General features: G+C 72.3%; 12 protein-coding genes. 7 read left to right on the plus strand and 5 right to left on the minus strand.

Going from position 1 to position 12,977, the window contains the following annotated elements; genetic code table 11:
• Nucleotides 1-9 precede the first annotated feature (9 nt).
• The 5 genes from AS850_RS14420 to AS850_RS14440 are packed head-to-tail and all read right to left on the minus strand — an operon-like array spanning nucleotide 10 to nucleotide 5,034.
• Nucleotides 10-1,467: an AMP-binding protein gene (locus AS850_RS14420; RefSeq protein WP_119869743.1), complete on the minus strand. Its 1,458-nt coding sequence runs from the start codon at nucleotides 1,465-1,467 to the stop codon at nucleotides 10-12.
• Complete coding sequence (locus tag AS850_RS14425) at nucleotides 1,424-2,527, minus strand: MSMEG_0565 family glycosyltransferase (RefSeq protein WP_119869744.1); 1,104 nt, start codon at nucleotides 2,525-2,527, stop codon at nucleotides 1,424-1,426. Before AS850_RS14425 ends, AS850_RS14420 begins: the two co-directional genes overlap by 44 nt.
• Nucleotides 2,528-2,535: 8 nt before the next feature.
• On the minus strand, nucleotides 2,536-3,849 hold the full coding sequence (locus AS850_RS14430) for an MSMEG_0569 family flavin-dependent oxidoreductase (protein WP_119869745.1): 1,314 nt from the start codon (nucleotides 3,847-3,849) through the stop codon (nucleotides 2,536-2,538).
• Entirely contained in the window at nucleotides 3,846-4,136 is a 291-nt protein-coding gene (locus AS850_RS14435; RefSeq protein WP_119869746.1) for an MSMEG_0570 family nitrogen starvation response protein, read from the minus strand. Before AS850_RS14435 ends, AS850_RS14430 begins: the two co-directional genes overlap by 4 nt.
• Nucleotides 4,129-5,034 (minus strand): carbon-nitrogen hydrolase family protein, encoded by a 906-nt coding sequence (locus tag AS850_RS14440; protein WP_119869747.1) that lies wholly within the window; start codon nucleotides 5,032-5,034, stop codon nucleotides 4,129-4,131. Before AS850_RS14440 ends, AS850_RS14435 begins: the two co-directional genes overlap by 8 nt.
• A 220-nt stretch (nucleotides 5,035-5,254) precedes the next feature.
• Here AS850_RS14440 and AS850_RS14445 point away from each other — a divergent pair, with 220 nt between their 5' ends.
• The 7 genes from AS850_RS14445 (at nucleotide 5,255) to AS850_RS14475 (ending at nucleotide 12,630) form a co-directional block, all read left to right on the plus strand.
• A complete protein-coding gene (locus tag AS850_RS14445) occupies nucleotides 5,255-5,785 on the plus strand; it encodes an MSMEG_0572/Sll0783 family nitrogen starvation response protein (protein WP_119869748.1) in 531 nt (176 codons plus the stop codon).
• A gap of 13 nt (nucleotides 5,786-5,798) precedes the next feature.
• Nucleotides 5,799-6,872, plus strand: coding sequence for an MSMEG_0568 family radical SAM protein (locus tag AS850_RS14450; protein ID WP_119869749.1), 1,074 nt, complete (start codon nucleotides 5,799-5,801; stop codon nucleotides 6,870-6,872).
• Nucleotide 6,873: 1 nt separating this feature from the next.
• Nucleotides 6,874-8,307, plus strand: a complete 1,434-nt coding sequence (locus AS850_RS14455; protein WP_216819774.1) for an MSMEG_0567/sll0787 family protein — start codon at nucleotides 6,874-6,876, stop codon at nucleotides 8,305-8,307.
• A gap of 93 nt (nucleotides 8,308-8,400) precedes the next feature.
• Nucleotides 8,401-9,258, plus strand: coding sequence for a prolipoprotein diacylglyceryl transferase (gene lgt, locus AS850_RS14460; RefSeq protein ID WP_119869750.1), 858 nt, complete (start codon nucleotides 8,401-8,403; stop codon nucleotides 9,256-9,258).
• Nucleotides 9,255-10,160, plus strand: coding sequence for a LysR family transcriptional regulator (locus AS850_RS16345; RefSeq protein ID WP_164088471.1), 906 nt, complete (start codon nucleotides 9,255-9,257; stop codon nucleotides 10,158-10,160). Before lgt ends, AS850_RS16345 begins: the two co-directional genes overlap by 4 nt.
• A gap of 87 nt (nucleotides 10,161-10,247) precedes the next feature.
• Nucleotides 10,248-11,324 carry a YeiH family protein gene (locus AS850_RS14470; protein WP_119869751.1) on the plus strand — a complete coding sequence of 359 codons (1,077 nt, stop codon included), beginning with the start codon at nucleotides 10,248-10,250 and terminating at the stop codon, nucleotides 11,322-11,324.
• 76 nt (nucleotides 11,325-11,400) lie between these two features.
• Nucleotides 11,401-12,630, plus strand: coding sequence for a glycoside hydrolase family 27 protein (locus tag AS850_RS14475; protein ID WP_119869752.1), 1,230 nt, complete (start codon nucleotides 11,401-11,403; stop codon nucleotides 12,628-12,630).
• Nucleotides 12,631-12,977 lie beyond the last annotated feature (347 nt).

A 12,977-nucleotide genomic window follows, 5' to 3' on the forward strand; every position in this document is an offset into this window, starting at 1 on the left:
GCGGTCACCTTAGCCGGAGGCGCGGAAGCGCCCGGCCTCCACGAGGGCGCGGAACGTACGACGGCTCGTCTTGCCCGCGTCGCTGCGAACGGGCTCCCGCGTGAGGTGGACGGCGGCGGGTCGACGCTCCCGGTCGATCCGCTCCTGCACCCAGGCCAGGAGCTCCGCCGCCTCGACGTCCGACTCGGCCACGTCGGCGACCACCTCGATCCGCTGCCCGAGGTCGTCGTCGGCGATCCCGACCGCGACGGCGGACCGCACGGCCGGGTGCTCCTCCATCACGCGCTCGACCTCGACCGGGTGGACGGTCACGCCGCCGCGATTGATGGTGTCGTCGGCGCGATCCTCGACGTGGAGGTAGCCGTCGGCGTCGACGTGACCGAGGTCGCCCAGGGTGTCCCAGCCGTCGTCGGTGCGTCGCCCCGCGGCTCCGACGTAGCGGTAAGTGGGCCCGCCCTCGCGGTGCATCCAGATGGTCCCCGATTCCCCCGTGGCGACCGGCTGCCCCGACGGCGAGCGGATCGACAGCGTCGTGCCGCCGATCGGGCGGCCGACGCTCCCGGGGTGCGCCGCCCACTCGTCCCCGCGCATCATGACGAGCCCGTTCGACTCGCTCCCCGCGTAGACCTCGACGAGGGTCGACGCGCCGACCCAGTCGGCGAAGGCCCGCTTCACCGACGGCGCGCACGGGGCACCCAGGTGCAGCACCGTCCCCAGCGACGACAGGTCGGCGCCGGCCCGTTCGGCCTCCGGCAGCCGGAGGAGACGACTCATCATCGTCGGCACGAGGAGCGCCCACGTCACCCGGTGCTCGGCGATCGCCCGGAGCACGCGCCTCTCCTCGAACCGCGGCAGGATCACGAGGGTCGCCCCGGTCATCAGCGCCCGGAACGAGTAGGTGAACGTCGCGGAGTGGACCAGCGGCCCGGAGACGAGGTGGACGCCGCCGACGGGGAGGAACTCGGCGACCGGGCGCGACGGATCCTGCAGCGCCGGGGCCGTCGCCAGGACGATCTTCGGCGGCCCCGTGCTGCCGGAGGAGGTGGGCGCCTTCCACGACGCGGCCCAGGCGTCCGCGAGCGGACCGTCCGACAGCGCAGGATCGGGCGCGAAGCCGGGCGGGATGCAAGGGCCCGCGACCTCGAAGCCGACGACCAGGGCAGGGCGGGCCAGCTCGACCAGCGCCTCCCGCTCGCGCGTGTCGAGGCCGGTCGAGACCGGCTGCGGCGTCGCCCCCAGCTTCCAGATCGCGCACACCGCGACGACGAGCTCGACGGAGTTGGGCAGGGAGACCGTCACGAGGTCGTCCCGACCGACGCCGAGGGCCGCGTAGGCGCGGGCGAGCCGGTTCGAGCGGAGGTCGAGGTCGCGGGCCGTCAACCGGGTGTCGTCGTCGATCGCGACGACGCGGGCCGGATCCTGCTCAGCCAGCGAGGTGATGATCCGCGAGATCGAGAGCCTGGCCATGGTCGCCTCCCCCGGCGAGCCGTCGGTAGAAGCTCTCGTGTCGGGACGCGACGTCGTCCCAGTCGTGCGAGCGGGCGAGCCGCATCCCGAGGGCGGGAGCAGGGGCGTCACCTGACAGGACCCGCTCCAGGGCGGCGGTGATCGCCGGCACGTCGGCGGCGTAGGTCACCGCGTCGCCGAAGACCTCGCGGAGGACGGGGAGGTCCCGCGCCACGACCGGCACGCCGGCGGCGAGCGCCTCCATGGCGGCCAGCCCGAAGCCCTCCTTCGTCGACACGAACGCGAGCGCCGAGGCTCCGGCGACGAGCGGGGCGACGTCCGCCTCGTCGAGGACGCCGAGGATCTCGACGGGTAGGCCCAGCTCGGCGAGGCGCCGGTCGAACGCCTCGCGGTAGGGGCGGTAGTCGAAGAGGGTCTCGCCGCCGCCGAAGACCAGTCGCGCGCCGGAGACCCCGGCCATCGCCTCCAGCAGGTCGAGACTGCCCTTCCGCGGCTCGATGCCGCCCAGCGCAAGGACGTAGGGGCCGAACCGCTCCCGGAAGGGCGAGCCGTCGGCCTCCGCGAAGCGCGCGGCGTCGACCCCGTTCGGGATGACCGTCGGCACGAGGCCCCAGCCCGCCTCGACCTCGGCGGCGACCGCCGCGGAGACGCAGAGGCGGGCGATCGGCTCCCGGATCGCGCGGTCGTGGCAGGCCACGAGCTCGGGGGTCGTGAACTCGTCGAGGTGGTGGATGGTCCGGATGCAGCGGCCGACCGCGTTCGCCGAGATGCAGTCCTGCGCGTGCACGACGTCGTGGTCGTCGGGCTCGAAGGCGTCCCGCATCGTCTCGATGGACCGCCGGATGCGCGCACCGACGTCCTCGCCCGTCCGCTCGGGGAACGGCACGACCCGGATCGACACCGCGGGGTCGACGTCGCGGAAGAACACGTCGTCGCCGCCGCGCCCGAGCGTCCACACGGTGACCTCGTGTCCGCGGCGAGCGAGCGCCTCGGCGAGGGCCAACGTGTGGACGACGCCGCCGCGGGGCTTCGTGGAGTAGGTCACCTGAGCGATGCGCATGCCCTCAGTCAACCCGAGACGGGCTCGCGCTCGAACAGGGCGGGCGCCTCGTGCGTCAGGATGCGCGACGCCAGGTGCTCGGCGTCGCGCGCGACGGCGGCGAACCGGCCCGAGCCCCAGGTGTGGAGCCACGGCAGTCCGAGGAAGTAGAGGCCCGGCGCCGACGTCACCCCGCGACGATGGGTCGGGTGCCCGGCGCCGTCGAAGACGCCGACCTGGATCCACTCGTAGTCGGAGCGGAAGCCGACCGCCCAGACGATGCTCGCGATGCCTGCCGCGTCGAGGTCGAGCGCCTCGACCTCCCGCTCCGGCCGCCAGACCGGCGAGTAGCGGGCCTCGGTGGGCGCGTCGATCCCGGCCCGCTCGATGTACTCGTCGATGTTGGTCTTGATCGACTCCATGACGGAGTCGGCGTGGTCGAGCGAGGCCTCCGCCGTCGGCGTGAAGCCGAGGGCGGTGCCCTCGACCGTCGTCATCCGGCCGTAGAGAGCCATGCCGTCCCTGGCGAACGCGCGGAGGTCGATGTCGCGGCCGCCGTCGCGCCCCGTCATGTAGTGGTTCGTCGACTCCCGCTTCGTGAGCCCGCCGACCTGCGCCTCGACGGGGATGTCGTAGACGCCCATCTCGTCGAGCCAGTCGATGCAGTCGCGCCCGCGGTAGAAACGGGCGCACCGGGGCGCGGAGCCGAGGGCGAGGTGGACCCGCTTGCCGGCGAGGAAGAGGTCCTCGGCGATCTGCGCGCCGGACTGCCCGGAGCCGACGACGAGCACGCCGCCCTCGGGGAGCGCCTCGGGCGAGCGGTAGTCGGCCGAGTGCACCTGCACGATGTGGGGGGCGACGCGGCCGGCCGCGGCGGGCAGGACCGGGCGGTGGTAGCCGCCGGTCGCGACGACCACCTGGTCGGCGGTCAGGGTGCCCTGGTCGGTGACCACCTCGTATCCTGCCCGCCCCTCGCGCAGCCGGGTCACGAGGACCCCCTCGACGACGGGCGCCGCGAAGCTCCGGGCGTAGCGCCGGATCCAGGCGTGCACCTCGTCGCGCTTCATGAAGCCCGTCGGATCGTCGCCGTCGTAGGGGTAGCCGGGCAGCCGGCACTGCCAGTTGGGGGTCACCAGGGTGAAGGCGTTCCAGCGCCGATCGATCCAGTCGTGGGCGATCGTGTCGCGCTCGAGCACGACGTGGTCGGTGCCCGCGCGGGTCAGGTGCCAGCTCAGCGAGAGGCCGGCCTGGCCGCCGCCGATGATCGCGACGTCGACGTGGGAGCCGTCGACCACGCGGCGGCGGGGTGCGCCTTCGGTGTCGGTGCGGGCGTCCGGGATCATGCGGGGAGCCCTGGTTCCATCCGGAGGATCTCCACCGATCCGACCGCGAAGGCCGAGGCGGCGGAGCGGATCTCGTCGGCCTGCGCGAGAGCCGAGGTGCAGGCGAAGCCGTAGCGCTCGGCGACGCGGACGCTGGCGACCCCGAGCGCCTCCGTCGAGCGCGAGACGAACTCGTCGACCGGATAGACGCCGCCGGTCGTCAGGTAGTCGTGCATCACGAGGCTCGGCGAGTAGCACGACGCCTCAGTGCCGTCGGGCCAGCGCACCAGGAAGGTCATCTCAGGCATGAGCAAGCTCCTCCTCGACCTCGAGGCGGGTCGAGCGGGCCTCGAACTCGCCGGTGCGGTACGCATCCGGCCGTCGATCGCGCAGGTGGTACATCCCGCCCCGCATGGCCGCGAAGGTCCCTTCGACGTCGATCTCGGCGACGGCCATGCCGGAGTCGAGGAGCGTCGTCGCGAGGATGTTCCCGCCCGGGTCGACCACCTTGGCGTTGCCGACGTAGCGGAGCGAGCCGAAGGTGCCGGCCTGGTTCGACGCCAGCCAGAACACCTGGTTGTCGAGGGCTCGGGAGACGTCGAAGAGGTTGAAGCGGTAGGTCCAGCGGTCGTCCTGGAGGTTCTCCGCGGTCGCGGTCCGCGCGGCGGGCCACGCGGACATGCTGACGATGATCTCGGCCCCGTCGAGGGCGAGCGACCTGGCCGCCTCCGGGAACGCCTTGTCGTAGCAGATCTGCATCCCCACGCGGCCGACGGGGGTGTCGAACGCCTCGTAGACGTCCCCGGCCGAGTAGGACATGTTCTCGCCGAGGGGCTGGTGGACCTTCCGGTAGGAGCCGTAGATCCGCGAGCCGTCGAGACACACCGCGGCGTTGTACCGGGTCGCGCCGTCGTCGGCCAGCTCGCAGAAGCCGATGCACACGACCAGGTCGCCCACCAGCTCCTGCAGCCGCCGGATCTCGGGACCGTCGAGCGAGATGGCCGGTGGGAGCGAGCGGGTCGTGTTCTTGATCGTGTCGCCGTGGTTGCCGAGCGACGAGAGGTAGCCGCCGATCGCGGCCTCGGGGAGGACGAGGAACTGCACGCCCCGGCCGCGCGCCTCGGCGACGAGCTCGGCGATCAGGTCGTAGTTCTGGTCGAGGTCTCGCGTGAAGTTCGCGGAGACGGCGGCGACGGTGATGGCCATCGGGGCTCCTTGCGGTCGGGGACGGACGGGCGCCGCAGGGCCTGCGGTGCCTCCAGTGAACGTCAGGACGTGTTTCCGATTGGTTACAGCGGGAATAAGAGATGGTTTCGGCGGGAAGCTGCAACGAGACCGAAACGAGACAGCAACAAACGCGACCAAGACTCGAATCACCAGCGAGACCTCAGAGCACCTCACGACCTTCCCTCCAAGGAGCACCCTCATGAGCGACATCGACATCGACCAGCAGATCATCGACAACAGCGAGAAATCGCGCGCGGAGATCGCCCACCCCTCGATGCCCAAGGGCTCGAACATGTACGGCTCGACCAAGATCTTCCCCGACTACACGGCCACGAAGGACGAGTACTACTTCCAACTCGTGCACGGCATCGCCCACGAGTCGTCGGTCTCGTTCGTCGCCACGCTCCAGGCCATCCGCGCCCTCCGCAAGGGCTTCACCTCGGTGCTCTACTTCTACGGCCCCGGCTCGATGAACTGCATCGCCAACCGCGGCTTCCCGACGACGGGTGCCGACGGGTTCCCCGGCGAGAACAACATCAACAACGCGCTCGAGACCTTCATCAAGGAGGGCGGCACGGTGTTCTGCTGCCGCTTCGGCCTCGCTCTCCACGGCAACCGCGAGGAGGACCTCATCGAGGGCGTGATCCCCGCGCACCCGCTCGACGTGCAGGACGCCGTCATCCACTACGCGCGCAAGGGCGCGATCATCAACAGCACCTACATGGTCTGAGACCGGGGCGCTGATGACGATCACGAACGGCGGGGCCCTCTCGACCCGGGTCGACATCGCGATCCGCGGGATCCGGGTGGCGGCTCCGGTGCACCGGGAGGGCGGGGCGGGGCCGAGCGACGACGGCCACGTCCTGTTCCAGGGCATGCAGTCGGCGATCCCCGTCGACCAGAACAGTCCGTACCTCGTCGACGACGGGAAGCTCCTGCTCGACGGCGAGGACACCGGCCTCGAGGTGTCGCCGGTCGACCGGCCCCGCTTCTACGACCTGGCCACTGCCGACGGCGTCTCCTACGAGAAGATCGCGCGGCTCCACGGCGCCAAGGTGCTGGCGACCACGGTCGTCCAGACCTGCATCCGGTACGACCCCGCTGAACGGTGCCGCTTCTGCTCGATCGAGGAGTCGCTGCGCTCGGGAGCCACCGTCGCGGTCAAGACACCCACGATGATCGCCGAGGTCGCGGAGGCCGCCTGGCGCCTCGACGGCGTCGAGCAGATGGTCATGACCACGGGGACGTCCAACGGACGGGATCGGGGCGCCACCCACCTCGCCCGGTGCGTCCGCGCCGTCAAGCGGGCGGTGCCGGACCTCATGATCCAGGTGCAGTGCGAACCGCCCGCCGACCTCCGCACCATCACGGACCTGTACGAGGCGGGCGCCCGCTCGATCGGCATCCACGTCGAGTCGATGGACGACCGCGTCCGGCGCCGCTGGATGCCGGGTAAGTCCCGGGTCCCGCTCGATGAGTACCGGGCCGCCTGGCGCGAGGCCGTGCGCGTCTTCGGACGCAACCAGGTGTCGACCTACCTGCTCGTCGGGCTGGGCGAGGACCCCGACGAGATGGTCGACTCCGCCCGCGAGCTGATCGAGATGGGCGTCTACCCGTTCGTCGTGCCGTTCCGCCCGCTCCAGGGGACGCTCGCGACCGACGTGGACGGCGCCACCGCCCCCGGGCGGTCCGTGCTGCACGACATCACGGTGCGCGTCTCGGAAGCGCTCGTCGCCGCCGGCATGCGCGGCTCCGACCAGAAGGCAGGATGCGCGGCCTGCGGCGCCTGCTCCGCTCTCCAGACGGCCGGGGGCTGACGTGACCCTGATCGACGTGCCGGCGCTCATGGGGCAGGCACCCGCCCGCCCGGCCCCCGCCCTCGAGTTCCTGGTCGTGCGGGCCGACGCCGCCGACGTCGCGGCCTATCGCCGCCTCCGGCACGACGCCTTCGTCGACGAGCAGGGCCTCTTCGCGGGCACCGACCGCGATGGGCTGGACGACGATCCGCGCACCGTGGTGCTCGTCGCCCGGGCATCCGGCGGGACCGTCGTCGGGGGCGTGCGGATCGCTCCCGCGACCCCGCGGGACATCGGCTGGTGGACCGGCAGCCGACTCGTCGTCGCCCCCTCCGCCCGGAGCGCGGCCGGCATCGGGTCGGCCCTGGTCAGCGCCGCCAGCGCCCTCGCGGAGCAGCTCGGCGTGATCCGGTTCGACGCGACGGTGCAGACGCGGTCGTCGGTCCTGTTCCGGCGCCTCGGCTGGCAGGAGACGGGGTCCACCGTCGTCGGAGGCGTCGACCACCTCACCATGCGCTGGCCGATCGACCGCTACCAGCGCCTCGTCGACGCAACCAAGGCGCACCTCGCGGTGCTCCTCGAACCGCACTCGGCCTGTGGCGACGCGGCCGACGCGTCGCTCGGCGGCCCCGGCTGGGTCGGCGACGACGGGGCTCCCGTACCCGGGACGGACGTCATCGCCGCGTGCGACGCGATCCTGCCCTCCATGGTCGAGCGCGACCCGGAGTGGGCCGGCTGGTGCGGCGTGCTCGTCAACGTCAACGACCTCACCGCCATGGGCGCCACGGCCACCGGACTCCTCGACGCCGTCGCGGGTCGCGACGCGGCGTTCGTGCGCCGCGTGATGTCGGGTCTCCGGAAGGCGTCCGCCGCCTGGGGCATCCCGATCCTCGGCGGCCACACGCAGGTCGGAGTCCCCGCGTCGCTCACGGTCACCGCCCTCGGGCGCACGTCGCACCCCGTCCCCGGCGGCGGCGGACGCTTCGGCGATCGGCTCTCGCTCACCGCGGACCTCGCGGGCGACTGGCGCGTCGGACACCACGGCTCCCAGTGGAACTCCACCGAGATCCGCCGATCCTCCGAGCTGCAGGAGCTCGCGGCCACCGTCGCGAGAGCCCGCCCCGCCGCCGCCAAGGACGTCAGCATGGCCGGCCTCGTCGGTACGGCCGGGATGCTCGCCGAGGCCAGCGGCTACGGCGCGGTGATCGACGTCGACGCGGTCCCGGCTCCGGCGTCGGCGGCCCTGGGCGACTGGCTCTCCTGCTTCCCCGGCTTCGCGATGCTCACCGCGGACCGTCCCGGGCGGTCGCGCATGGCGTCGGAGCTGGCGGCCACGGCCGAGATGGGGTCTCTGACCCTGGAGCGGGGCGTCCGCCTGCGGTGGCCCGACGGCGTCGAGACGGCGGCCGTCGAGGGGACCGTGACCGGGCTCGGGGTGGCGGGGGTCGCGCGCTAGACGGAGCTGGCGGGCACCGGGCCCTTGGCGGGCGGTCGTAGGATTCGTCCGCACCGTTCGTCGGACGGGACGCCCCCAAGAGAGAGGTCGAGAGTGCTGGCTGCCGCAGGAATCCCTTCTCCACCCATCAGCTTCGTCCAGGTCGGCCCGCTGACGGTCCACTTCTACGCTCTCTGCCTCCTCGTCGGGATGATCATCGCCGTCGCGGTCACCAACCGGCGGCTCGTCCGGCGAGGCGTCGAATCCGGCAAGGTCATCGACATCGCCCTCTGGACGATCCCGATCGGCCTCGTGGGCGGCCGGCTCTACCACGTCGTCACGCACCCGACCGATTACTTCGCCGCCGGCGACAACCTCTGGAACATCTTCGCGATCTGGGAGGGCGGACTCGCCATCTTCGGGTCGATCCTCTTCGGGACCATCGGCACCTACATCGGCTGCCGCCGGGCCGGGGTCCGCTTCCTGACCTTCGCCGACGCCCTGGCCCCCGGGCTGCTCCTCGCGCAGGCCTTCGGCCGGCTCGGCAACTACTTCAACCAGGAGCTCTACGGCAGCCCGACGACGCTGCCGTGGGGGCTCCAGATCAGTTCGAGCAGCCCCGCCTACCCGCCGAACACCCCGCCCGGGACCCTGTTCCAGCCGCTGTTCCTCTACGAGATGATCTGGAACATCGGCGGCGCGCTCCTGCTGATCTTCCTCCTCGAGCGCCGTTTCGCGTTCCACCGCGGACAGGCGATCGGCTTCTACTTCCTCTGGTACGGAGCCGCCCGGGCCGTCCTCGAGTCGATGCGCGACGACCCCACGGAGTTCTACTTCGCCGGCCTCAAGATCAACGAGGACGTCGCCATCCTGGCCGCCGTGGTCGGCCTCGTCCTGATCCTCGTCTGCCGTCGACGGCAGCCCGTCGCGCTTCCGGAGCCCGTGACGGCAGCGCGCGCGGGGGTGTCGTGACCGAAGCCGTCCCCGATCTCGTCACGCTGCGCATCCTGGCGGCCATCGGAGCGACGGGCACATTCGGACGCGCCGCGGAGAGCGTCGGCCTGTCGCAGCAGGCCGCGTCGTCGCGGATCCGGGCTGCCGAGAGCCTGCTCGGCTTCACCCTCGTCGACCGGACACCGCAGGGGTCGGCGCTCACTCCTCGGGGCCGGCTCGTGGCGGAGTGGGCCGCGCCCGTCCTCGAGGCCGCCGACCACCTGGCCCTCTCGCTCCGGTCCCTGCGACCGTCGGCGAGCGCCGTGCTCACCGTCGCGGCGAGCCAGACGATCGCGGAGCACTTCCTGCCGCGCTGGATGGCCGCTTTCCAGGAGCGTGCCGGAGCCGGTGCCACGCTCCGACTCGCCTCCGGCAACTCCGCGTTCGTCATCGACCAGGTGCGTCGGGGCGAGGCCGCCATCGGCCTCATCGAGACGCCGGAGATCCCGAACGACCTGGCCTCGGCGACGATCCGCGAGGACTCCCTGGTCGTGGTGGTCTCGCCGCAGCACCCCTGGGCCGCCCGCGCGGAGCCCCTCGCCGCCGCGGAGCTCGCCGCCACTCCGCTGATCGTGAGGGAGGCCGGATCGGGAACGAGGCGGACCCTCGAACTCGCGCTGAACGCCCTGGGGCAGGAGCAGCCGATGCCCGAGCCCCGCGCCGTCCTCTCGACGACCAGCGCGATCCGGGCCGCCGTCGCAGCCGGTGTCGCCCCGGCGGTCGTGAGTCTCGCCACCGTCGAGGACGACCTTGCCCGGGGCATCCTGCGCCGTGTCCCCGTCACCGGTCTCGCGCTCACCCGACCGCTGACGGCCCTCTGGCGACGCTCGCTACCGCTGCCTCCCCTCGCCGAGGATCTCTTCGCGACCCTCCGGGCCTGACCGAGGGTCGGCGGTCACAACGGCCCGTTGTGACGCCACAGCGGGGTGACCGTTCCGCCCGCGGACGCGCGCGACGACCATGGGGGCATGACCGAGCGCACCTCCTCCACCGCGACCGCGAGCCCCGCCCCGGGCACCGGTTTCTCCGCCAGACTCCCCGGCCTGGGCCTCGCCCTCGGGATCGCGATCGTCGCGACCGTCGTCGGCCGCTTCGTCCCGCTCGTCGGCGCCCCGGTGACGGCGATCGTCCTCGGCGTGGCACTGGCGACGATCCGACGCCCCGGCGCCCGGTTCGCGCCCGGGATCACGACGGCGAGCAAGTTCATCCTGCAGCTCTCCGTCGTGGTGCTCGGCTCTCAACTCTCCCTCGCGGAGATCGGCCGCGTCGGCCTGGAATCGCTTCCGGTGATGCTCGGCACGCTGCTCGTCTGCGGGATAGCCGCCTACCTCCTGGGGCGGGCCCTGGGCATCATCGGAGACCTCCGGACCCTGATCGGCGTCGGCACGGGGATCTGCGGCGCTTCGGCGATCGCGGCCGTGACGCCGGTGATCGGCGCGGTCAGCATCGACGTCGCCTACGCGATCTCGACGATCTTCCTCTTCAACGTCGCGGCGGTCCTGCTCTTCCCCGTCCTCGGCCACGCCCTGGGACTCAGCCAGCACGCCTTCGGTCTCTTCGCGGGCACCGCGGTCAACGACATGTCCTCCGTCGTCGCCACCGCCACCACCTACGGGCCGGCCGCGACGCAGTTCGCCGTCGTCGTCAAGCTCGTCCGGACCCTCATGATCATCCCGATCGCCCTGCTTCTCTCGGCGTGGGCGGGACGCCGGATCAGCGGTCGCGAGGGCGGTGACCAGGTCGCCCTCGGAGGCGCCCCTCAGCGACGGAGGCCCAACGTCTTCCGCCTCGTCCCCTGGTTCCTGATCGGATTCGTCGTCGTGGCCGCAGCCAACTCCATTGGGCTCATCCCGCAGTCGACGCACGCCCCTCTCAGCGCGGTGTCGATCTTCCTCATCACCGTCGCCCTCGCCGCGATCGGGCTGTCGACCGATCTCGCGGGGTTCCGGCGGGCAGGAGCACGACCCCTGCTCCTCGGCGGGCTGCTCTGGGTCGTCGTCTCGGTCACGAGCCTCGGCCTGCAGCTCGGCTTCGGTCTGACCTGATCGCTCTCGCGCGGGGGACACACCCGATGGACAATGGACGGACACGACGACGACGAGTGGGAAGGGCGGGCACCGCATGACCCGCGCACGACTGACCACGCCCCCGCGCGGCTGGAACAGCTGGGACGCCTTCGGCACGACCGTGACCGAGGAGGAGGTCCTCGACAACGCCCGCTGGATGCACGACCACCTGCTCCCCGCCGACTGGGACACGATCGTGGTCGACATCCAGTGGGCCGAAGCGGTCACCGGGAGCCACGGCTACCGCCCCGTGTCCGAGCCGACCCTCGACCATCACGGACGCCCGCAGCCCGCCGTGAACCGCTTCCCGTCGGCGGCCGACGGACGAGGATTCGGCCCGCTCGCCGGAGCCGTGCACGACCTGGGCCTCCGCTTCGGCGTGCACATGATGCGGGGCATCCCGCGGTCCGCCGTCGACGCGGGGCTCCCCGTCGCGGGCACCGACGTGACCGCCGATCGGATTGCCGACCGCGACGCCTTCTGCACCTGGAACCCCGACAACTACGGGGTGGACCTCGATCATCCGGCCGGTCAGGCCTGGTACGACGGCCTCGTGGCGATGCTGGCCGGCTGGGGCGTCGACCTCATCAAGCTCGACGACGTCCTCTTCCCCTACCGCGAGCGCGACATCGAGGCGTACGCGCTGGCCATCGAGCGGTCGGGACGCGACATCGCCCTGAGCCTGTCGCCGGGGCGGCAGCTGTCGCTGGAGCGCGCGGAACACCTCGGTGCCCACGCCGACCTCTGGCGCGTGAGCGACGACCTCTGGGACACCTGGGACGACCTCCGCGAGCAGTTCCAGCGCGCGGCACGCTGGGCCCCCTTCGCCGGCGACGGGCGCTGGCCCGACCTCGACATGCTGCCGCTCGGGCGCATCGGCATCCGGGCCGAGCGCGGCGACGACCGCCAGTCGCGGCTGACGCCGGACGAGCAGCGGAGCATGCTGACCCTCTGGGCGATCGCCCGGTCGCCGCTCTTCCTCGGCGGGCATCTGCCGGACACCCGACCGGAGCTGCTCGCCCTCCTGGCCGACCCGCTCCTGCAGCGCCTCAGCCAGGAGGGGTCAGGTCAGCGGGAGATCGTGCGCGACAGCGACTTCGTCGTCTGGCGAAGCAGGATCGGGTCGGAGACGGCCGTCGCTGTCTTCTCCCTCGCGGGGCCGCAGCGACTGACCTTCTCCCGCGGCGACCTCGGCCTCCCGACGTCCGACGGGACGGCACCGGTGACCGTCGACGTCGCGGAGCACGGCGTCGAGCTGCTGCTCTTCGGGCCGGGCGCGGAGTAGAGGCGCAGGAGCGCGCGCGGCGACCCGTGGCCGGGCGACGCGTCGCCGTGACGTCGGCGTGCGTCCCCGACGACGATGTGCAGGGTCGTGAGGACGGCGACGACGTAGACGTGCGGAAGCAGCGCCCATGAACCCCCGGTGTCCCGGAGGCACTCGAACGCCGACGGCGGCAGCGCAGCGGTCAACCGGTCGACGAAGAACCGCAGCGACGGGGACGGCTGTTCGACGAACGCGAGGACGACACTGTTGCCGCTCGCGAGCGCGGCGCCGACGTGGTCCGCGACGAGCGCCGTGCTGCAGCCGTCACCGCAGACGAGCAGGATGCGTCCGAGCGGCGGTCGCCGCGA

Source organism: Frondihabitans sp. 762G35 (genome assembly GCF_002074055.1).
GTDB lineage: Bacteria > Actinomycetota > Actinomycetes > Actinomycetales > Microbacteriaceae > Frondihabitans.

Coding starts and splice junctions, on each gene's coding strand:
- AS850_RS14445 (WP_119869748.1), top strand. CDS start 5,255: ATGAGCGACATCGACATCGACCAGCAGATCATCGACAACAGCGAGAAA.
- AS850_RS14450 (WP_119869749.1), top strand. CDS start 5,799: ATGACGATCACGAACGGCGGGGCCCTCTCGACCCGGGTCGACATCGCG.
- AS850_RS14430 (WP_119869745.1), bottom strand. CDS start 3,849: ATGATCCCGGACGCCCGCACCGACACCGAAGGCGCACCCCGCCGCCGC.
- AS850_RS14420 (WP_119869743.1), bottom strand. CDS start 1,467: ATGGCCAGGCTCTCGATCTCGCGGATCATCACCTCGCTGGCTGAGCAG.
- AS850_RS14435 (WP_119869746.1), bottom strand. CDS start 4,136: ATGCCTGAGATGACCTTCCTGGTGCGCTGGCCCGACGGCACTGAGGCG.
- AS850_RS14440 (WP_119869747.1), bottom strand. CDS start 5,034: ATGGCCATCACCGTCGCCGCCGTCTCCGCGAACTTCACGCGAGACCTC.
- AS850_RS14470 (WP_119869751.1), top strand. CDS start 10,248: ATGACCGAGCGCACCTCCTCCACCGCGACCGCGAGCCCCGCCCCGGGC.
- AS850_RS14475 (WP_119869752.1), top strand. CDS start 11,401: ATGACCCGCGCACGACTGACCACGCCCCCGCGCGGCTGGAACAGCTGG.
- AS850_RS14425 (WP_119869744.1), bottom strand. CDS start 2,527: ATGCGCATCGCTCAGGTGACCTACTCCACGAAGCCCCGCGGCGGCGTC.